The organism is Streptomyces sp. YS415 (genome assembly GCF_023544665.1).
Taxonomy (GTDB): domain Bacteria; phylum Actinomycetota; class Actinomycetes; order Streptomycetales; family Streptomycetaceae; genus Streptomyces.
Window position 1 is genome coordinate 76,745 of sequence record NZ_JAMJFL010000021.1, and the last position, 21,152, is coordinate 97,896.

A 21,152-nucleotide genomic window follows, 5' to 3' on the forward strand; every position below is an offset into this window, starting at 1 on the left:
GCTCAGCCATACCGACGCGGCAGCCGACCGAGCGCCATACCGATGCGGCAGCCGACCGAGCATCGCCACCCCGATTCCGAGCGCCGCCGGGAGATGCCCCGCCCAGCGAGCGCCGCCGGCTCGGACACGTCCCTGGCGCAGACGCCGGCCACGACGCCCCCTGCGACGGCAGCTCGATCCGGCCCCTCCAGGCTGCCGCTCGCCGACGCCGGGCGGCAGCCCGCCGACCACCCCCAACCCGCTGCCGAAAGCGCCCCCCGGCCGGTCGGGACGCGCGGTCGTGGCTCCTGGGCTAGACGCCGGACACCACAAGCCACTTCGACGGCAGCTCGATCCGGGTGCCGTCCGGGGTGTACTCCGTCGTGACGAGGGGCAGTTCGCCGGACGCCACCACCTCGAGTCCCGCCGTCCGCAGGTACTCCAGCACAGCGTCGTCGGCGACCTCGCCGGGTGCGATGCCGTGCCGGAAGACGGGAGCCAGCTTGGGCGGCGGGCCGGAAGGGCCCTGGGCGAGGCCCATCAGGACGGGCTTTGCGGCCTCGGCCAGTTCGACCAGGAAGGCCCGCCCGCGGGCGCCGACGAGGGTGGCGATGCCGTCCACCAGGGCCTGCCGGTCGTCGGGCTCCGCCTGGTGCAGCACTCCCCGCATGTAGACGTTGGCGTCACCGAGCTCCGCGTGCAGCGTCTGCGCCTCGTCCTTCTCGCCCGCGTCCAGGACGCGGTAGGTGGCCAGGCCCGCGGGGTCGCCCTGGCGGGCATGCTCGATCGCCGCGTCGGACAGGTCGGCCCCGACGACATGCGGGAAACGCCCCGCCAGGAACCGGGTCTGCGTGCCGTTGCCGCAACCGAGATCCACCAGCGGCAGTGTCGGCGCCGTCAAGTGCGGTTCGAACAGCGCGAGATGGAGGCCGACCGTGAGCGCCGGCTCCGCGTCCCAGAACACCGCCCCCTGTTCCTCGGGCGCCTCCCGCCAGAAGCCCTCCCAGGCCTCCCGGTACCGACTCGTCACGCTCATGCCCAACTCCCCAGGGTGCGACGGAGATCCCGCCACGAAGTGACGGGCGAGTACGGTCTACCGCGCCCCGGGCGGCACGACAAGCACGCCGCGCATTCCCGCACGCCCATGCGGCCCGCGCGCGCCCCCGGGGACACGGGCCCGGTCAGCGTCGCGGGAGCGTCAGCTCGAACCAGACGGTCTTTCCGGTACTCGTCCGGCTGGTACCCCACTCACGCGCCAGGGTGCTCACCACCCGCAGCCCCCGGCCGAGTTCGTCACCCGGCCCGGCGTTGCTCAGGGTCGGCAGCTCGTGGTCGTCGTCGTCCACCTCGCACAGCAGGGTGTCACCGCGGACCAGCCGCAGATCGACGGGCCGGCCGTGCGCATGCCGTACGGCGTTGGTGACCAGCTCGCTCACCAGCAGCTCGGTGACGTCGGCAAGCCGGGCCAGCCCCCAGTCGTGCAGCTGCTCACGGACCGCCGCGCGGGCCCGCCCGACCTCGACCGGGTCGAGGGCCAGCCGCCACTCCGCGACGTCCTGCGGCCCGATGCCGTTGAGCCGCGCCATCAGCAGGGCGACGTCGTCCTTGCGGCCGCCGCAGGTGTTGAGGGCCCGGATGATCATGTCGCAGGCGTCGTCCATGGACGCGGCCGGATGCGCGGCGGACTCGCACAGCGTCGCAAGACCCACGCCGATGTCCTCACCGCGCACCTCGACCAGACCGTCGGTACACATCACCAGCCGGTCACCGGGCTCCACCCGGACGCGCACCGACTCGAAGGGCACGCCGCCGACCCCTATGGGCGCGCCCGTCGGCAGGTCGAGCAGCTCGCTGCGCCCGTCCTCGGCGCGCACCAGCACCGGCGGGATGTGCCCGGCGTTGGCGATCTGCAGCTCCCCGGCGATCGGGTCGTACACGGCGTAGAGACAGGTCGCGAGGTAGGTGTCGCCGAGGCGCTGGGCGAGGTCGTCGAGGTTGCGCAGGAGCTGGGCGGGCGGCAGGTCGAGCGCGGCCATGGTCTGCACGGCCGTACGCAACTGCCCCATCATCGCGGCGGAGTTCAGGCCGTGGCCCATGACGTCGCCGACGACCAGGGCGGTGCGGGCCCCGGGCAGCTTGACGGAGTCGAACCAGTCGCCGCCGACCCGGCCGAGCAGGGTGCCGGGCAGGTACCGGGTGGCGATGTCACAGCCCGTCATGTGCGGCGGGATGTGCGGCAGCATGCTGTCCTGGAGGGTCTCGGCGACGCTCTCCTGGAAGGTGTACATCCGCGCGTTGTCGAGCACGAGGCCCGCGCGGGCGGCGAGTTCGGCGCCGGTGACCCGGTCCATGTCGTTGAAGACGGGCCGCTCGGGATGGCGCAGCAGGATCATGAAGCCGAGGACCACATTGCGCGCCTTGAGCGGTACGACCAGCATGGAGCGGCCCGTGATGAGCGGCCGGATGTCACGCTTCTCGAACTGCGAGGCGATGGCGTGGCCCATCTCCTCGCTGATCCGCGGCACCAGCACGGGCTCCCCGGTGGTCATGCACTGGAAGAACGGCGTGTGCGCCGGGAACGGCATGGCCTCGCCGACCGGCACGACGTCGTCCCAGCGGCCGGGTTCGTCGGTGTGCTCGACGGCGACCCGGTGCCACAGGGTGGTGGTGTCCGGCACGCCGTCGGGGAACCCCTCGCCCGCGACGACCTGTTCGCGCAGGTAGGTGCCGGCGACGTCGGTGAATCGGGGCACGACGGCCCTGCTCACCTCGACGATGGTCCGGGACAGATCGAGGGAGGTGCCGATGCGGCCGCTGACCTCGTTGAGGAACTCCAGGCGTTCGCGGACCGCGGCGTACTCCAGGTCCTCGCTCTCCTCGGCGGCCTCCGCGGGCAGCGGCAGCCCGAGGACCGCGGCGCGGGCGGCCCGCTCCCGGCGCGCCCTGCGCTCGGCGCGCCGCGGCACGCCCCAGTCGGGCGTGACGGGCACCCGGTCGTTCTGGCTGAACTCCAGGACGGGATAGCCCAGTTCGAGGATCTGCGCGACGATGCGGGAGCTCTCGCCCACGCTCATGCTGGGCAGGATCTCGGGCAGTCGGCGGGCCAGCTCCTCGGCACCGGGGAAGTCGGTGTGCAGGGCGAACCCGGGGGCGATCCGCTCGAAGCCGAGGCCGTCGGGCTCGTGCTGCTGGAGTGCGTCCGCGTCGGCCGCCAGCACCAGCAACCGCCCGCTGCCGGGCCCGACGAGGGGGTAGGCCCACCACAGGACGTCGGAGCGGTTCGCGCCCGGCACGGTGAGCCGGGCGCGGCCCGCTGCGGGGTAGTTGAGCCGTCCGTCGAGGGAGGACTCCAGGTCGGGGCCGAGCCCGTCGTAGGCCGCGTACGCCCCGTACGGGGTGGCGTCCACCTCCTCGGGCAGCGCCCCGGAGACGGGCAGCAGGTCGGCGGCGGGGCGGCCGATCGCCTCGTCCTTTCCGACACCGAACAGCCGTCTGGCACCGGTGCTCCAGTGGGACACCAGGCCCTCGCGGTCCACCACGACGACCGCCAGGGGGACGCGGCCGGTCGCGACACCGTCCGTCGCGCCGTTCCCAGCTCCGCGGCTGGGAGGTTCGTCCCTCTCGATGCCACGGTCCATGGCCAAGGCCTCTCTCCCCACGGCTTGGCAAGATCTCACGCCGCCGACTCCACGGTACGGCGGGAGCCGGTCGTGATGTGCGGCAATACGGGAATTGGCACCTGCTCGCGCCCCCGCGCGCGCCCCCGCGCTCCTCAGTCCTCGTGGCCCAGCTGAAGGTTGCGTTCCGTGCGGCCGCCGCCGGCCACCTGGAGCACGGTGGCGACCGGCGGATACCCCGCGGCGATCACCGTGTACTCGCCGGTGGACAGGTCGACGAACCGGAAGGCGCCGTCCGGGCCCGTGGTGAGCGTGTCGACGACATTGCCGGCCGCGTCCAGCAGCGTCACGCGCGCGTCCTCCACGGGCCGCCCGCCGCTCGCCCGCACCGTCCCGCGCAGCACGGCGCCTCCGGCGAGTTCGATGTCCTGCCGGGTCTCCCGGGCCGCCTGCACGGTGACGGGCAGCGCGGCGGGCCGGAACGCGGGCGCGCTGGCGGCCAGGGTGTACTCGCCGGCCACCAGCTCGGTGATGAGGTAGCCGCCCTCGGGTCCGCTGCGGGTGCTGGCGACGACCTCGCCGTGGACGTCGGTGAGGGTGACGGTCGCCTCCCGTACGCGGCTGCCGTCGGCGGTCGTCACGGTGCCCGCCAGGCGTCCGGCGCCGCCGAGCACCAGGTCCAGTTCGACCGGGCGCTCGCCGACGGTCACGGAGACGGCCTGCGGCTGGTGTCCGCCCGCCGCGGCGATCAGGACGTACGCGCCCGGTCCGGCCGTGGACAGCGCGTACCGTCCGTCCTCGCCGCTGGCGCCCCGGCCGATCTGCTGCCCGACGGCGTCGATGAGGGTCAGTGCCGCGCGCGGGACGACGGTGCCGTCGGGGTGCTGGACCGTGCCGCGGACGGGGATGCCGGGGGCGTGCGGCGAACGGGCGTTCGGGACAGCGGGCGACCCGGTTTCGGCGGTGGGGTGGGACACCAGGGGTTTCTCCTTGAGGAAGAAGGCGATGAGCAGGCCGAGGGCGAGCACCGGCACGAGGTAGAGGAAGATCCTCGGCATGGCGTCGGCGTAGGCCTGGATGTAGTCGTCGCGCAGCGCCGGGGGCAGCGCGTGGACGACCTGCGGGGTGATGGACTCGGGGTCGGGCAGGCCGGCGCCCGCGGGCGTGGGCAGCCGGTCGGCGAGCGCGTCGGTGAGCCGGTCGGCGAAGAGGGTGCCGAAGACCGCGGCGCCGACCGAACCCCCGATCTGCCGGAAGTAGTTGTTGGCGCTGGTGGCGGTGCCGAGGTCGGTGGGGCGCACGGAGTTCTGCACGGCGAGGATCAGCACCGGCATCACCATGCCGATGCCGGCGCCGAGGACGGCCATCCAGACGCTGTAGTGCAGCCGGGGCGTGTCGGCGTCGAGCCGGGACAGCAGCCACATGCCGGCGGCGGAGAGGGCGCCGCCGAGGAGCGGGTAGACCTTGTAGCGCCCGGTGTGGCTGATGAGCTGGCCCGCGACGATGGAGGCGCCGACGATGCCGCCCATCATGGGCAGCATCAGCAGCCCGGACTCGGTGGCGGACGCCCCGTCGACCATCTGCAGGAAGGTCGGCAGATAGCTGGCGGCGCCGAACAGGGCGATGCCGATCACCAGGCCGACCAGTCCGGTGACGACGAAGACGGAGTCCTTGAACAGCCGGAGCGGGATGAGGGGTTCGGGGGCGAAGTGCTCGGCGGCCAGGAAGAGGACGGCGGCCGCCGCCGCGCCCGCGCCGAGGCCGAGGATGACGCGCGAGTCCCAGGCGTGCTCGGTGCCGCCCCAACTGGTCAGCAGGACCAGGCAGGTGGAGGCGGCGGCCAGCAGCAGGGCGCCGAGGACGTCGAGGCGGGGCCTGGCGGTGGGCTTCGGCAGCTTCAGCACGACGGCGACGACGGCGAGGGTGACCAGGCCGAAGGGGACGTTGATGTAGAAGCACCAGCGCCAGGAGAGATGGTCGGTGAAGTAGCCGCCGAGCAGGGGGCCCGCGACGGAGGCCAGCCCGAAGACGGCGCCGATCAGGCCCATGTAGCGGCCGCGCTGCCGGGGCGGCACGATGTCGGCGATGATCGCCTGCACCCCGATCATCAGCCCGCCCGCGCCGACGCCCTGGACGGCCCGGTAGGCGATCAGCTGGTCCATGGTCTCGGCCCGCCCGGCGAGCGCGGAGCCGATGACGAAGACGACGATCGCGAACTGGAAGACGCCCTTGCGGCCGAGGAGGTCGCCGAGCTTGCCGTAGACCGGCAGGCCGATGGTGGAGGTGAGCAGGTAGGCCGTGATCGTCCAGGACATCCGGTCCAGGCCGTGCAGCTCGCCGACGATCTTCGGGAGCGCGGTGGCGACGATCATCTGCTCCAGCGCCGCCAGCAGCAGCGCGAGCATCAGCCCGACGAAGACCAACCGCACCTGGCGCGGCCCCAGTTCGACGGGCGCCGACGGGGCCGGTGCGGGAGGCTCGGGGGGTGCCTCGACCGTCCGGTCCCGCACCACAGTCGTCCCGCCCACGTCCCGCTCCCCTCGCCGCGCCTGCCACACAATTCCCGCTTATTGCGACAACTGCGAGCAAGCGCGACGAGTTACGGCAGACCGGTGCGGCGGGGACAGATCCACTCGATCCGGTGAGAGGCGTCAACGCCCCCCGGACACCGGGGACTTACTTCTCGACCTCGGCGGCGAGCCGGTCGAGCATCGCGTCGTAGATCCGGCCGAGGCCCTTGGGGGCGAAGGTCTTCTCGAAGAAGCCGCCGATACCGCCGGCCCCCTGCCAGGTGGTGGTGACGACCACCCGCGACTTGTCCTCGCCGGCCGGGGTGACGCGCCAGGTGGTGACCATGGAGGAGTTGCGGTCCTTCTCGACGAGCTCGCCGTCGGTGGGCTCGGTGACCTCCAGCAGGCAGTCGCGCACCCGCTTGCTGGTGGCCTGGAGCTTCCAGTGGACGAGGGTGCCCTCACCGTCGCCGCCCTCGCGCACCTCGTACTCGCTGAAGTGCTCGGGCAGCAGCTTCTCGCGGGTGCCGCTGTAGTCGGCGAGGGCGTCGAACACCTTCTCCGCGTCCGCCGCGACGACCCGCTCCGTAGTGGCCTCGACCTGCGCCATTGACTTCCTCCGTGAGGTGGACTGCTCGGGGATCGGGGCAAGCCAACCACTCCCCGACCCGGCCGCCCAAATCGAGGTCGCACGATCAAGGGAACATGTGTTCTATTCTGTGGTCAGTGCTACCGAGGAGGCCTCATGCGCTGGGAGAACCTCGCCCTGGAGTCCGACCACAGCCGGGCCGACGCCGCGCTGTTCGGCGCCGACGCGGTGACCACCCGTACCTTCGACACCCCCGAGTTCCGCGGGATCACGTTCCACGAGATCCGCGCCCGCTCGATCATCAACCGGGTGCCGGGGGCCTCCCGCATGCCCTTCGAGTGGACGGTGAACCCCTACCGGGGCTGTTCGCACGCGTGTGTGTACTGCTTCGCACGCAAGACGCACAGCTATCTGGACCTCGACACCGGGCTCGGCTTCGACTCCCAGATCGTGGTCAAGGTGAACGCCCCCGAGCTGGTGCGCCGCCAGCTCGGCTCCCGGCGCTGGCTCGGCGAGCACATCGCAATGGGCACGAACGTCGACTGCTATCAGCGGGCGGAGGGCCGCTACCGTCTGATGCCGGGCATCATCGGCGCCCTGCGCGACCACGCCAACCCCTTCTCGATCCTGACCAAGGGCACCCTCATCCTGCGCGACCTGGAGCTGCTGAAGCAGGCGGCGGCGGTCACGGACGTCGGCATCTCCGTCTCGGTCGGCTTCACCGACGCCGAGCTGTGGCGCACCGTCGAGCCGGGGACGCCCGCCCCCGAGCGGCGCCTGGAGGTCGTCCGCACCCTCGGCGAGCACGACATCGGGTGCGGGGTGCTGATGGCGCCGGTGATCCCGTTCCTCGGCGACTCCCCGGCCCAGCTCCGGGCCACCGTGGGGGCGATAGCGGCGGCCGGGGCGACCTCGGTGACCCCGCTGGTGCTGCACCTGCGCCCCGGCGCCCGGGAGTGGTTCATGGCCTGGCTCGCCCGCCATCACCCCCATCTGGTGCGGCGCTACGAGCGGCTGTACGCGGACGGCGCCTACGCCCCGAAGTGGTACCAGCGCCGGATCACCCGTCAGGTGCACGAGCTGGCCGAGGAGTACGGCATCGGCCCCACGCGCGCGGGCATGCCGCGCCGGATCCGGGAGCCCGAGCCGGCCGGGCCCCCGCCGACCGAGCCGGTGCAGCTCTCCCTGCTCTGAGAGCATCCGAGCGCAACGGCCGACCCAATCGGGTCAAGTATCACCAGAACAGGTTCTTCCGGGCGGCCTTTCCGGGACGATGCGGCGTGGACCGTGACCTTCGCGGTCCGCACACCTCCGTCCTGGGAGGACTCGATGAGAAAACGCGCAGCCGTGCTGTGCGGTGCGGCCGTCGTCGTGGCCGGGACGTTCACCGCCGTCCCCGCCGAGGCCGGCGTGGAGCGGTCCCCGAAGCTCGCCTGGAAGAGCTGCGGCACCACCGCCCATCCGACGCTCCAGTGCGCCTCCCTCAAGGTGCCGCTCGACCACGCGAATCCGCACGGGGAGCAGATCACGCTCGCCCTGTCGCGGGTGCCGCACACCGCGAAGACGTACCAGGGGCCGCTGCTGGTCAACCCCGGCGGCCCCGGCGGCAGCGGTCTCGGCCTGGCCGGGTTCGTGGCGAAGACGCTGCCGAAGCCGGTGGCGGCGCAGTACGACGTGATCGGCTTCGACCCGCGCGGGGTCGGCAAGAGCAAGCCCGCCCTCGACTGCAGGCCCGGCCACTTCGACCCGGTGCGCCCGGACTCGGTGCCGAGCACCCCGGCGCTCGAGAAGGCCGACCTCACCCGCGCGCAGTCCTTCGCGAAGGCGTGCGGCGACAAGTACGCGCATCTGCTGCCGTACATCGACACGATCAGCGCCGCACGGGACATGGACCGCATCCGGCACGCGGTCGGCGCCGAGCGGATCAACTACTTCGGCTACTCGTACGGCACCTATCTCGGCGCGGTCTATGCCCGGCTCTTCCCGGAGCGGGTGCGGCGGCTGGTCCTGGACTCCGTGGTGGACCCCACGGGGGTCTGGTACGAGAACAACCTCACGCAGGACCACGCCTTCAACGACCGCCACCTCGCCTTCCTGGCGTGGGTCGCCAAGCACCACGCGACCTACAAGCTGGGCACCGACCCGGCGAAGATCGAGGCCAAGTGGTACGCGATGCGGGCCGCGCTGGCGAAGAAGTCGGCCGGCGGCACGGTGGGCCCCGCCGAACTGGAGGAGACCTTCCTGCCCGGCGGCTACTTCAACGGCTACTGGCCCCATCTCGCCGAGGCGTTCGCGGCGTACGTGGGCGACAGGAACGGCGATCCGCTGGTGGAGGCGTACGAGAACTTCGCCGCCGTGGACGCGGCGGGCGACAACGGCTACAGCGTCTACACGTCCGTCCAGTGCCGGGACGCGACGTGGCCGCGCCACTGGGAGCAGTGGCGGGAAGACAACTGGGCGGTGTACGCGAAGGCGCCGTTCATGACCTGGAGCAACGCCTGGTACAACGCGCCCTGCGCGTTCTGGCCCACCGGCTCCCTGCAGCCGGTGAACGTCGCCAACGGCCAACTGCCGCCGGTGCTGCTGCTCCAGGCCACCGGTGACGCGGCCACGCCGTACCAGGGCGCCGTGATGATGCACCGGATGCTGCACGGCTCCAGCCTGGTGGTGGAGGAGGGCGGCCAGAACCACGGCATCTCGCTGAGCGGGAACGCCTGCCTCGACAAGCACGTGGCGGCGTATCTGACCGACGGCACAGTGCCGCGCGGCGACGGCGAGGTGGACGCGGTGTGCGACGCGCTGCCCGGCCCGAAGCCGCTGAGCCCGACGTCGGCGGCCTCCTCGCGGGGTTCGACGCTGCACGGGCTGCTCGGCTTCCGCGGCTGAGCCTCCCCGGGGGCGGGCGTTGTCGGACCCATGGTCCACGATGGACGCATGAGTGAGCTGACGAGGATCCCCGCCCCCGACGGGGTGGCCGCCGCCCCGCAGTACAGCCATGTCGTCCTGGGCACCGGCCGCTTCGTGGCCGTCGCCGGCCAGCTGCCGCTCGACGAGAAGGGCGAGTTGGTCGGCGAGGGCGACCCGGCCGCCCAGGCCCGACAGGTCTTCGAGAACCTGCGGCGCTGCCTGGCCGCCGCCGGGGCGACCTTCGACGACGTCGTCAAACTCACCTACTTCGTCACGGACATGGCGGACCTGCCCGCGATCCGTGCGGCCCGCGCCGAGCACATACCGGACGACCGCCTGCCGGCTGCCTCGGCGGTGCAGGTTGCGGCGCTGGTGCGGCCGGAGTTCCGCATGGAGATCGAGGCGTTCGCGGTGGTGGCCCCGTGACCGGCATCCGGCTGCGGGACATGGCGCACGCCGACTGCGACCGCGTCGCCGAGATCCGCGTCGGCGGCTGGCGCACCGCCTACCGCGGGCTGATGCCCCAGTCCTACCTCGACGCGCTCAGCGTCGCGGAGGACGCCGAGCGGCATCGCGCCCGCCTCGCACAGGGCCACGGCACCCACGCGGACCTGATCGCCGAGCGGAACGGCAGCACGGTCGGCTGGGCCTGCCACGGCCCCTACCGAGCGGGCGACCTCCGCACCGACGACGCCGAGCTCTACGCGATCTACGTCGACCCCGGCCAGTACGGCGCCGGGATCGGCCGGGCCCTGCTCCAGGAGTCGATACGCCGGTGCACGGCCGCCGGGTACCCGCGCATGCTGCTCTGGGTCCTGCAGGAGAACACCGACGCCCGCCGCTTCTACGAGCGGGCGGGCTTCGTCGCCGACGGCGCCGAGGACCCGTGGGAGGTGGACGGCGTCCTGGTGCCGGAGGTGCGCTACGTCAGGCAACTCACCGCCACCGGCTAGGGCCCCGCGCCACCGCTACCAAGCGCCTCACGCCACCACGGCCCGGCGCCACCACCGCCCGGGGGCCCGGCGTCACCACTGCCCGACGACCGGCGCCCCCACCGCCCGGGCCCGGGTCACCACGGCCCGAAGCCCCGGCGCCCCCACCGCCCGGGGCCCGGCGCCCCCACGGCCCGAAGGCCAGCGTCACCACCGCCCGAGGGCCCGGCGCCCCCACCGCCCGGGGCCCGCGTCACCACTGCCCTCGGTCGGCGCCACCACTGCCCGAAGGGCAAGTCACCACTGCCCGAAGGCGCGAGTCACCACTGCCCGGGGCCCCCGTCACCGCTGCCGGGGAATCCGCGCCAGCGCATGCACCGCCGCCTCCGCGAGCGCCGGGTGGGCCAGTGCCTCGCTCAGTACGGTCCGGGCGCGGGCGTCGCCGAGGGTGCCGAGACCCTCGACGCAGGCGAGTGCGACGCGACGGTGGGGGTCGTGCGGGCGCAGCCGCCTCTGCAGGGTGGTGATCAGCGCGGGGACCGCCTCGGGGGCCCGCAGTTCGACCAGCAGCCGGACCGGGTGCAGGGCGTAGGCGACGCGCAGTTCGTTCGTGGCGAGCGCCGCCGCCGCGCGGGCCGTCCGGGGATCACCGAGCCGGGCCAGGGCGTACGCGGCGGAGGAGCAGCGTTGCGGGTCACGGTGGTTCAGGAGCAGGACGAGGGCTTCGAACGCCCGCCGGTCCCCCGCGAGTCCGAGCCGGAACGCGGCCAGCTCCCGGGCCCACAGCGACTGCCCCGGCGCGGTGAGGACATCGGCCAGTTCGTCCGGGTCCGTGGTGTCCGCGAGCCGCTCGAAACCCGGGCCGCCGCCCGACTCCCGCCGTAAGCGCTCCGTGAGTGATCGCAACTCTTCGTCCATGACATGGAGCCTATGGGCGCGTCCACCGCGTCGGGACCTACATCACAAAGACGGTGAAGGACGGGGGCTGGCGCGCTCGTTACCGGCCGGTTAAGCTCAGACGAGCGAGACACCCCTCGCGATCCACCCGTGGTGGCCTGGTGACGCAGCCGCCGCGGAAGCTGTCGGTTCGGTACCTCAGGTACCGCAGTACGACTTGGCCACGGGACAGGGCCGGTCGGGCAGGACCGTTCACCGGACGTGTGCACGTCCGTGTCGACGGCACCGGGCGTGTGCGCAGGTAGCCCGGACCACACCCGCATCTCTCACGCACCCGTTGCGCCGCTTCGGCGCACCGGGCCGCGCTCCCAGTCGTCACCCTCATTCCTGGAGTCCCGCGATGGCCACTCCCCTGTCCGACACCCCTCTGTCCCCGATCCGGACCGTCGCCGTCATCGGCCTCGGCACCATGGGCACCGGTATCGCCGAGGTCCTCGCCAAGGCCGGCCGCGAGGTCATCGGCATCGACATCAGCGAGGCCGTGGCAGCCCAGTCGGTGGCCGCCCTGGAGGCCTCCACCGCCCGCGCCGTGGAGCGCGGCAGGCTCAGCGAGCAGGAGCGCGCCGACGCCCTCGGCCGGGTGCGCACCTCCGCCGACCTGGCCGCGGCGGCCGACGCCGACCTGGTGATCGAGGTCGTGCCGGAGTCGTACGAGATCAAGCAGCAGATCTTCCGCGCGCTGGACGGGATCGTGCGCCCCGAGACGATCCTCGCCACCGGGACCAACGCGCTGTCCGTCACCCGGCTCGCCGCCGACTCGGCGCGGCCGGAGCGGGTGCTCGGGCTGCACTTCTTCAATCCGGCCCCGGCGATGAAGCTGGTGGAGGTCGTCTCCTCGGTGCTGACCGCGCCCGCGGCCGTCACCGCCGTCACCAACCTCGCCCTCGACCTCGGCAAGGAGCCCGTCGCCGTGGGCGACCGGCCCGGGTTCGTCGCCGACGGGCTGCTGTTCGGCTACCTCAACCAGGCCGCCGCGATGTACGAGGCCAAGTACGCCTCCCGCGAGGACATCGACGCCGCCATGCGGCTCGGCTGCGGCCTGCCCATGGGCCCCCTCGCCCTGCTCGACCTCATCGGCATCGACACCGCGCGCACGGTCCTGGACGCCATGTACGCCGAGTCCCACGACCGGCTGCACGCCCCCGCTCCCATCCTCAAGCAGCTCAGCGAGGCGGGCCTGACGGGCCGTAAGGCGGGCCGCGGCTTCTACACCTACGAGGCGCCGGGCAGCGCGGCCGTCGTGCGGGACGCCCTGACGCCGCTGGAGGGTTCCGCCCCGGCGCCGGGCCGCGAGGTCCGCTCCGTCGGCGTCGCCGGCTCCGGCACCATGGCCTCCGGGATCGCCGAGGTCTTCGCCAAGGCGGGGTACGAGGTCGTCCTCGCCGCCCGCAGCGAGGAGAAGGCGCAGACCGCGAAGGCCCGGATCGGCAAGTCCCTCGCCCGCTCCGTCGACAAGGGCCGGATGACCGCGGAGGCCGCGGCCCAGACCCTGGACAGGATCACCCCGGCGGGCTCCTACGACGCCTTCGCCGAGGTCGACCTGGCCGTCGAGGCCGTCGCCGAGGACCTGGAGATCAAGCAGCAGCTGTTCGCCGCCCTGGACAAGGTCTGCAAGCCCGGCGCGGTGCTGGCCACCACCACCTCCTCGCTGCCCGTCGTCGCCTGCGCCCGCGCCACCTCGCGCCCGCAGGACGTGATCGGCATGCACTTCTTCAACCCCGCCCCGGCGATGAAGCTGGTCGAGGTCGTCCGTACCGTCCTGACCGCCGACGACGTGCACGCCACGGTCCGCGAGGTCTGCGGCCGGATCAGGAAGCACGCGGTGGACTGCGGCGACCGCGCCGGATTCATCGTCAACGCCCTGCTGTTCCCGTACCTGAACAACGCGATCAAGATGGTGCAGGAGCACTACGCCACGCTCGACGACATCGACGCGGCGATGAAGCTGGGCGGCGGCTACCCGATGGGCCCGTTCGAGCTCCTGGACGTGGTCGGGCTCGATGTCTCGCTGGCCATCGAGAAGGTGCTGCACCGCGAGTTCCGTGACCCGGGCCTGGCTCCGGCGCCGCTGCTGGAGCACCTGGTGGCCGCGGGCTGCCTCGGCCGCAAGACGGGCCGCGGCTTCCGCGAATATGCCCGCCGGTGACCGTCCCGGCGACTGGTTCCGCGTAGGCGAGGACTGGGGCGGACTGCTCGACCCCGCGGCCGCTCCCCCGCCCGCCCAGGGCGGGGGAAGCCCGGGACCTGCGCACCGTCCTGCGCGGATGCAGTACGTTCGGGTCATGCCCCAGCCCGCCAGGTCCTCACGTACACCAGCCACGCCCGACGCACCGGAAAGTGCCGCAGGCAGTCGCGCGGCCGCCCAGCGGCTCAAGATGCGCCGGGAACTGGCGGCCGCGGCGATGGAGCTGTTCTCCACCAAGGGGTACGAGGCGACCACCGTCGACGAGATCGCGGCCGCGGCCGGGGTCGCGCGCCGCACCTTCTTCCGCCACTTCCGCTCCAAGGAAGAGGCGATCTTCCCCGATCACGACGACACGCTGATCCGCGCCGAGGCGGTACTCAACGCCGCCCCCGCGCACGAGCATCCGCTCGACACGGTGTGCCGCGGCATCAAGGAAGTCATGCGGATGTACGCGGCCCGTCCGGAGATCTCGGTCGCCCGCTACAAGCTCACGCGTGAGGTGCCCACCCTGCGGGAGGCGGAGATCGCCTCGGTGGCCCGCTACGAGCGTCTCTTCACCCGCTACCTCCTCGGCCACTTCGACGAGCACGCGCACGACGACGACGCCAACGACGACCCGCTGCTGGCGGAGGTCGCCGCGTCCGCCGTGGTCACCGCCCACAACCATGTGCTGCGGCGCTGGCTGCGGGCGGGCGGCCAGGGCGATGTGGAGGCCCAGCTGGACCATGCCTTCGCGATCGTCCGCAAGACCTTCGGCAGCGGCATCGGGGCCGGCCGGACGGCCACCACCCCCCAGCCGGCCGCCGCGGCGGTCTCCACCCACGGCGAGGTCCTGGTGACCGTCGCCCGCACCGACGCCCCCCTGGATCAGGTGATGCGGACCATCGAGGAGGCGCTCAAGGAGCGCTGAGGCACACCGCGAGGACCCTTCGCCCATGTGATGACGGCCACCCCCCGGGGTGGCCGTTTTGGCATGTCAGAGCAGGTTTTTCGGTATCTTTCAGCCCCCGTTCGATCGATCATCGCTCATCTGTTACGTAAAGATTTCACCTGAGAGCAACTTCTGGCACTCAGTGCCTTGCGGCCTGACACGCGGTGTCATACGTTCAAGGTGTCCGGCCTGTCCCGACGAGCCCAACGGCTCGCCCGCCGGACGCCTGCGTCACAGGCACCCTCCCGCGCCACAAAGCGCCGCCGCAGCACCGCACCACCCGCCGAACCGACGGCACCCACACACATCCCCAGCAGCACCGACGTAACCCTCAGCGTCCCCCCTCAGGACGCGTATCGCCGGAGGCAACACCGTGACCGTGAAGGACATCCTGGACGCGATCCAGTCGCCGGAATCGACGCCGGCCGACTTCGCCGCTCTGCCGCTCCCCGAGTCGTACCGCGCGATCACCGTGCACAAGGACGAGACGGAGATGTTCGCGGGCCTCACGACCCGCGACAAGGACCCCCGCAAGTCGATCCACCTGGACGACGTGCCGGTGCCGGAACTCGGCCCGGGCGAGGCCCTGGTGGCCGTGATGGCCTCCTCGGTCAACTACAACTCCGTGTGGACCTCGATCTTCGAGCCGGTGTCGACGTTCAGCTTCCTGGAGCGCTACGGCAGGCTCAGCGAGCTCACCAAGCGCCACGACCTGCCGTACCACATCATCGGCTCCGACCTCGCGGGCGTCGTCCTGCGCACCGGCCCCGGTGTCAACGCCTGGAACCCCGGTGACGAGGTCGTCGCGCACTGCCTCTCCGTCGAGCTGGAGTCTTCCGACGGCCACAACGACACCATGCTCGACCCCGAGCAGCGCATCTGGGGCTTCGAGACCAACTTCGGCGGCCTCGCCGAGATCGCGCTCGTCAAGTCCAACCAGCTGATGCCGAAGCCCAAGCACCTCAGCTGGGAGGAGGCCGCGGCCCCGGGCCTGGTCAACTCCACCGCCTACCGCCAGCTGGTCTCCCGCAACGGCGCCGCCATGAAGCAGGGCGACAACGTCCTGATCTGGGGCGCCAGCGGCGGACTCGGCAGCTACGCCACGCAGTTCGCGCTGGCCGGCGGCGCCAACCCGATCTGTGTGGTGAGCAGCCCCCAGAAGGCGGAGATCTGCCGCTCGATGGGCGCCGAGGCGATCATCGACCGCAACGCCGAGGGCTACAAGTTCTGGAAGGACGAGAACACCCAGGACCCGAAGGAGTGGAAGCGCTTCGGCAAGCGCATCCGCGAGTTCACCGGCGGGGAGGACATCGACATCGTCTTCGAACACCCCGGCCGCGAGACCTTCGGCGCCTCCGTCTACGTCACCCGCAAGGGCGGCACCATCACCACCTGTGCCTCGACCTCGGGGTACATGCACGAGTACGACAACCGCTACCTGTGGATGTCGCTGAAGCGGATCATCGGCTCGCACTTCGCCAACTACCGCGAGGCCTGGGAGGCCAACCGGCTGATCGCGAAGGGCAAGATCCACCCGACGCTGTCGAAGGTCTACTCCCTGGAGGAGACCGGCCAGGCCGCGTTCGACGTGCACCGCAACCTCCACCAGGGCAAGGTCGGCGTGCTGTGCCTGGCCCCCGAGGAGGGCCTGGGCGTGCGCGACGAGGAGATGCGCGCCAAGCACCTCGACGCCATCAACCGCTTCCGCGACATCTGAGGACAGCCGCATGACTGAGCGTCAGAAGGACCGGCCGTGGCTCATGCGAACCTACGCCGGTCACTCCACGGCCGAGGCGTCCAACGAGCTGTACCGGCGCAACCTCGCCAAGGGCCAGACGGGTCTGTCCGTCGCCTTCGACCTGCCGACGCAGACGGGCTACGACCCGGACCACGTCCTCGCCCGCGGCGAGGTCGGCCGGGTCGGGGTGCCCGTCTCGCACCTCGGTGACATGCGCCGGCTGTTCCAGGACATCCCCCTGGAGCAGATGAACACCTCGATGACCATCAACGCCACCGCCATGTGGCTGCTGGCGCTCTACCAGGTCGTCGCGGAGGAGCAGGGTGCGGACATCACCAAGCTCCAGGGCACGACCCAGAACGACATCGTCAAGGAGTACCTGTCCCGGGGCACGCACGTCTTCCCGCCCGGGCCGTCGCTGCGCCTGACGACGGACATGATCGCGTACACGGTCTCCCACATGCCGAAGTGGAACCCGATCAACATCTGCAGCTACCACCTGCAGGAGGCGGGCGCCACGCCGGTCCAGGAGATCGCGTACGCGATGTCCACGGCGATCGCGGTGCTCGACGCCGTGCGCGACGGCGGCCAGGTCCCCGAGGAGCGCATGGGCGATGTCGTCGCCCGGATCTCCTTCTTCGTGAACGCGGGCGTCCGCTTCGTCGAGGAGATGTGCAAGATGCGCGCCTTCGGCCGCATCTGGGACAGGATCACCCGCGAGCGCTACGGCATCCAGGACCCCAAGCAGCGCCGCTTCCGCTACGGCGTCCAGGTCAACTCGCTGGGATTGACGGAGGCGCAGCCGGAGAACAACGTCCAGCGGATCGTGCTGGAGATGCTGGCCGTCACCCTCTCCAAGGACGCCCGCGCGCGTGCCGTCCAGCTGCCCGCCTGGAACGAGGCGCTGGGCCTGCCCCGGCCCTGGGACCAGCAGTGGTCGCTGCGGATCCAGCAGGTCCTCGCCCATGAGAGCGACCTGCTGGAGTACGAGGACATCTTCGAGGGCTCGAAGGTGATCGAGACCAAGGTCGAGGCGCTGGTCGAGGAGTCGCTCGCGGAGATCGAGCGGATCCAGGAAATGGGCGGCGCGATGGCGGCCGTCGAGTCCGGCTACCTCAAGTCGCAGCTGGTCGCCTCGCACGCCGAGCGCCGGGCGCGGATCGAGTCCGGCCAGGAGAAGATCGTCGGCGTCAACATCTACGAGTCGACCGAGCCGAACCCGCTCACCGCCGACCTGGACGCGGCGATCCAGACGGTCGACCCCGCGGTCGAGGCCCGGGTGATCGCCGCCCTGGAGCACTGGCGCGGCACCCGCTACCAGCCGCCCTTCAACCACCCGCGCCCCTGCAAGGCGCTGGAGAAGCTGAAGGAGGCCGCGCAGGGTTCCGCGAACCTCATGGAGGTCACCCTGGAGTGCGCCCGGGCCGGCGTCACGACCGGCGAGTGGGCCGGGGCGCTGCGCGAGGTGTTCGGCGAGTTCCGGGCCCCCACCGGTGTCTCCTCCGCGCCCGTCGCGGTGACCGCCGAGCAGGGCACCGCGATGGCGCTGGTCCGCCAACGGGTGGCCGAGACGGCCCGCGACCTCGGCGTCGGCAAGCTCCGCTTCCTGGTCGGCAAGCCGGGCCTGGACGGGCACTCCAACGGCGCCGAGCAGATCGCCGTGCGGGCCCGTGACGCCGGGTTCGAGGTGGTCTACCAGGGCATCCGGCTCACCCCGGAGCAGATCGTGGACGCGGCCCTCGCCGAGGACGTGCACGCGGTGGGCCTGTCCATCCTGTCCGGCTCGCACGCCCAGTTGGTGCCGGACGTCCTGGAACGGCTGCGTGTGGCCGGCGCCACGGACATCCCGGTGATCGCCGGTGGCATCATCCCGAATGGTGACGCCGAACAGCTCCGGGCCGCCGGAGTGGCCGCGGTCTTCACCCCGAAGGACTTCGACATCACCGGAATCATCGGCCGCATCGTCGATGAGATCCGCACAGCGAACAAGCTCGACCCCCTGGAGGTCCCCGCATGACCACGGTCAACCGCCTTCGCCCCCGGCGTTCCTGTCTGGCCGTGCCGGGCTCGAACCCGCGCTTCCTGGAGAAGGCCCAGGGCCTCCCGGCCGACCAGGTCTTCCTGGACCTGGAGGACGCGTGCGCGCCGCTCGCCAAGCCCGAGGCGCGGCACACCATCGTCAAGTTCCTCAACGAGGGCGACTGGACAGGCAAGACGCGAGTGGTGCGCGTCAACGACTGGACGACCGAGTGGACGTACCGCGACGTCGTGACCGTCGTCGAGGGCGCGGGCCAGAACCTCGACTGCATCATGCTGCCGAAGGTGCAGACGCCCCAGCAGATCGTGGCGCTGGACCTGCTGCTGACGCAGATCGAGAAGACCATGGGCTTCGAGGTCGGCAAGATCGGCATCGAGGCGCAGATCGAGAACGCGCAGGGCCTGAACCACGTCAACGAGATCGCGACGGCCTCCCAGCGCGTCGAGACGATCATCTTCGGCCCGGCCGACTTCATGGCGTCGATCAACATGAAGTCGCTGGTCGTGGGCGAGCAGCCGCCCGGCTACCCGGCGGACGCCTACCACTACATCCTGATGAAGATCCTGATGGCCGCCCGCGCCAACAACCTCCAGGCGATCGACGGCCCCTACCTGCAGATCCGCAACATCGACGGCTACCGCGAGGTCGCCCGGCGCGCCGCCGCGCTCGGCTTCGACGGCAAGTGGGTGCTGCACCCGGGCCAGGTGGAGGCGTCCAACGAGATCTTCTCCCCGTCGCAGGAGGACTTCGACCACGCCGAGCTGATCCTGGACGCGTACGACTACTACACGTCCGAGGCGGGCGGCAAGAAGGGCTCGGCGATGCTCGGCGACGAGATGATCGACGAGGCCAGCCGCAAGATGGCCCTGGTCATCTCCGGCAAGGGCCGCGCCGCCGGCATGCAGCGCACGTCGAAGTTCGAGATCCCGGAGGCCTGAGCGCGATGCAGTTCGGACGCACCTACGAGGAGTTCGAGGTCGGGGCGACGTACAAGCACTGGCCGGGAAAGACGGTCACCGAGTACGACGACCACCTGTTCTGCCTCCTCACCATGAACCACCACCCCCTCCACATGGACACCAACTATGCGGAGAAGACGACGGACTTCGGCAAGAACGTCGTCGTCGGGAACTACATCTACTCGCTGCTGCTCGGCATGTCCGTCCCGGACATCTCCGGAAAGGCCATCGCCAACCTGGAGATCGAGTCGCTCAAGCACGTGGCGCCGACCTTCCACGGCGACACCGTCTACGGCCAGACGACGGTGCTCGACAAGTGGCCGTCGAAGTCGAAGAACGACCGCGGCATCGTCTACGTCGAGACCAAGGGCTACAAGCAGGACGGCACGCTGGTCTGCGTGTTCCGCCGCAAGGTGATGGTGCCGACCGAGACGTACATCAAGGAGCGCGGCGGCGAGCAGCCGGGCCGCCCCGAGCTCAAGGAGCAGGAGAAGTAGCCATGGCGCGACTCGCCCAGACCGCCGGTCTGACCGACATCCAGCAGGAGATCCTGTCCACCGTCCGCGACTTCGTGGACAAGGAGATCATCCCGGTCGCGACCCAGCTGGAGCACCGCGACGAATACCCCCAGCAGATCGTCGACGGGCTCCGGGAGTTGGGCCTGTTCGGCCTGATGATCCCGGAGGAGTACGGCGGCCTGGGCGAGTCCCTCCTGACGTACGCCCTGTGCGTCGAGGAGATCGCGCGCGGCTGGATGTCGGTGTCCGGCATCATCAACACCCACTTCATCGTGGCGTACATGCTCAAGCAGCACGGCACGCAGGAGCAGAAGGACCACTTCCTGCCGAGGATGGCGGCCGGTGACATCCGCGGCGCCTTCTCCATGTCGGAGCCCGCCCTCGGCTCGGACGTGTCGGCGATCACCTCCAAGGCGGTCAGGGACGGCGACGAGTACGTCCTGAACGGTCAGAAGATGTGGCTCACGAACGGCGGAACGTCGTCTCTGGTGGCCGTTCTGGTGCGAAGTGACGAAGGTCTCTCCCCCGAGGAAGCGGCCGCCAAGCCGCACAAGTCGATGACCACCTTCCTCGTCGAGAAGGAGCCCGGCTTCGGTGAGGTCCGCCCCGGCCTGACCATTCCGGGCAAGATCGACAAGATGGGGTACAAGGGGGTCGACACGACCGAACTCATCATGGATGGCCTGCGGATTCCCGCCGACCGGGTGCTCGGCGGGGCCACCGGCCGAGGTTTTTACCAAATGATGGACGGCGTGGAAGTCGGCCGCGTCAACGTGGCGGCGCGTGGTTGCGGCGTCGCTCAGCGTGCCTTCGAACTGGGTGTCCAGTACGCCCAGCAGCGCCACACTTTCGGCAAACCGATCGCCCAGCACCAGGCGATCCAGTTCAAGCTCGCCGAGATGGCTACCAAGGTCGAGGCCGCCCATGCCATGATGGTGAACGCGGCACGCAAAAAGGACTCCGGGGAGCGAAACGACCTTGAGGCTGGGATGGCGAAGTACCTCGCCTCCGAGTACTGCAAGGAGGTCGTGGAGGATGCTTTCCGGATCCACGGCGGCTACGGCTTCTCCAAGGAGTACGAGATCGAGCGCCTCTACCGTGAGGCCCCGATGCTGCTGATCGGTGAAGGTACCGCCGAGATCCAGAAAATGATCATCGGGCGCAGGTTGCTCGAAGAGTATCGATTCCAGGGCTAGATGTCCGGGTTCGGGGTGTTTTCTTCGAGAAGAAGATCACACCCCGTCATTACTCTTCAGCCGCCGACTCGGCTTCCTGGCTTGCCCAGTTGTGGC

Annotated in this window: 16 protein-coding genes; 11 read left to right on the top strand and 5 right to left on the bottom strand. The window is 71.0% G+C overall.

Going from position 1 to position 21,152, the window contains the following annotated elements:
• Nucleotides 1-292: 292 nt before the first annotated feature.
• From M8H82_RS24895 to M8H82_RS24910, 4 genes are all read right to left on the bottom strand, one after another.
• Nucleotides 293-1,015 carry a class I SAM-dependent methyltransferase gene (locus M8H82_RS24895; RefSeq protein WP_250077240.1) on the bottom strand — a complete coding sequence of 241 codons (723 nt, stop codon included), beginning with the start codon at nt 1,013-1,015 and terminating at the stop codon, nt 293-295.
• A 145-nt stretch (nt 1,016-1,160) separates the two neighbouring features.
• Nucleotides 1,161-3,617 carry a SpoIIE family protein phosphatase gene (locus tag M8H82_RS24900; RefSeq protein ID WP_250077280.1) on the bottom strand — a complete coding sequence of 819 codons (2,457 nt, stop codon included), beginning with the start codon at nt 3,615-3,617 and terminating at the stop codon, nt 1,161-1,163.
• A 134-nt stretch (nt 3,618-3,751) separates the two neighbouring features.
• Nucleotides 3,752-6,124 (bottom strand): MFS transporter, encoded by a 2,373-nt coding sequence (locus M8H82_RS24905; RefSeq protein WP_250077241.1) that lies wholly within the window; start codon nt 6,122-6,124, stop codon nt 3,752-3,754.
• Between the two features lie 148 nt (nt 6,125-6,272).
• Nucleotides 6,273-6,716, bottom strand: a complete 444-nt coding sequence (locus tag M8H82_RS24910) for an SRPBCC family protein (RefSeq protein WP_250077242.1) — start codon at nt 6,714-6,716, stop codon at nt 6,273-6,275.
• 135 nt (nt 6,717-6,851) lie between these two features.
• Here M8H82_RS24910 and M8H82_RS24915 point away from each other — a divergent pair, with 135 nt between their 5' ends.
• The 4 genes from M8H82_RS24915 to M8H82_RS24930 all read left to right on the top strand — a co-directional run bounded on the left by M8H82_RS24915 (nt 6,852) and on the right by M8H82_RS24930 (nt 10,555).
• A complete protein-coding gene (locus M8H82_RS24915) occupies nt 6,852-7,889 on the top strand; it encodes an Rv2578c family radical SAM protein (protein WP_250077243.1) in 1,038 nt (345 codons plus the stop codon).
• Nucleotides 7,890-8,024: 135 nt separating this feature from the next.
• A complete protein-coding gene (locus tag M8H82_RS24920; RefSeq protein WP_250077244.1) occupies nt 8,025-9,581 on the top strand; it encodes an alpha/beta hydrolase in 1,557 nt (518 codons plus the stop codon).
• 48 nt (nt 9,582-9,629) lie between these two features.
• Nucleotides 9,630-10,028, top strand: a complete 399-nt coding sequence (locus tag M8H82_RS24925) for a RidA family protein (protein WP_250077245.1) — start codon at nt 9,630-9,632, stop codon at nt 10,026-10,028.
• Nucleotides 10,029-10,048: 20 nt separating this feature from the next.
• Entirely contained in the window at nt 10,049-10,555 is a 507-nt protein-coding gene (locus M8H82_RS24930; RefSeq protein WP_250077281.1) for a GNAT family N-acetyltransferase, read from the top strand.
• 321 nt (nt 10,556-10,876) lie between these two features.
• Here M8H82_RS24930 and M8H82_RS24935 read toward each other — a convergent pair whose 3' ends face one another.
• Nucleotides 10,877-11,452, bottom strand: a complete 576-nt coding sequence (locus M8H82_RS24935; protein ID WP_250077246.1) for an adenylosuccinate lyase — start codon at nt 11,450-11,452, stop codon at nt 10,877-10,879.
• A gap of 379 nt (nt 11,453-11,831) precedes the next feature.
• Between M8H82_RS24935 and M8H82_RS24940 the strand changes: the two genes are divergently transcribed.
• From M8H82_RS24940 to M8H82_RS24970, 7 genes are all read left to right on the top strand, one after another.
• On the top strand, nt 11,832-13,637 hold the full coding sequence (locus tag M8H82_RS24940) for a 3-hydroxyacyl-CoA dehydrogenase family protein (RefSeq protein WP_250077247.1): 1,806 nt from the start codon (nt 11,832-11,834) through the stop codon (nt 13,635-13,637).
• 136 nt (nt 13,638-13,773) lie between these two features.
• Nucleotides 13,774-14,586: a TetR family transcriptional regulator gene (locus M8H82_RS24945; RefSeq protein ID WP_250077248.1), complete on the top strand. Its 813-nt coding sequence runs from the start codon at nt 13,774-13,776 to the stop codon at nt 14,584-14,586.
• 400 nt (nt 14,587-14,986) lie between these two features.
• Nucleotides 14,987-16,324 carry a crotonyl-CoA carboxylase/reductase gene (gene ccrA / locus M8H82_RS24950; protein WP_250077282.1) on the top strand — a complete coding sequence of 446 codons (1,338 nt, stop codon included), beginning with the start codon at nt 14,987-14,989 and terminating at the stop codon, nt 16,322-16,324.
• Nucleotides 16,325-16,334: 10 nt separating this feature from the next.
• Nucleotides 16,335-18,362: a protein meaA gene (locus tag M8H82_RS24955; RefSeq protein ID WP_250077249.1), complete on the top strand. Its 2,028-nt coding sequence runs from the start codon at nt 16,335-16,337 to the stop codon at nt 18,360-18,362.
• Nucleotides 18,359-19,321: a CoA ester lyase gene (locus tag M8H82_RS24960; protein ID WP_250077250.1), complete on the top strand. Its 963-nt coding sequence runs from the start codon at nt 18,359-18,361 to the stop codon at nt 19,319-19,321. Before M8H82_RS24955 ends, M8H82_RS24960 begins: the two co-directional genes overlap by 4 nt.
• Before the next feature lie 5 nt (nt 19,322-19,326).
• Nucleotides 19,327-19,839 (top strand): MaoC family dehydratase, encoded by a 513-nt coding sequence (locus M8H82_RS24965; RefSeq protein WP_031136470.1) that lies wholly within the window; start codon nt 19,327-19,329, stop codon nt 19,837-19,839.
• 2 nt (nt 19,840-19,841) lie between these two features.
• Entirely contained in the window at nt 19,842-21,056 is a 1,215-nt protein-coding gene (locus M8H82_RS24970) for an acyl-CoA dehydrogenase family protein (RefSeq protein WP_250077251.1), read from the top strand.
• The last annotated feature ends 96 nt before the right edge of the window (nt 21,057-21,152 follow it).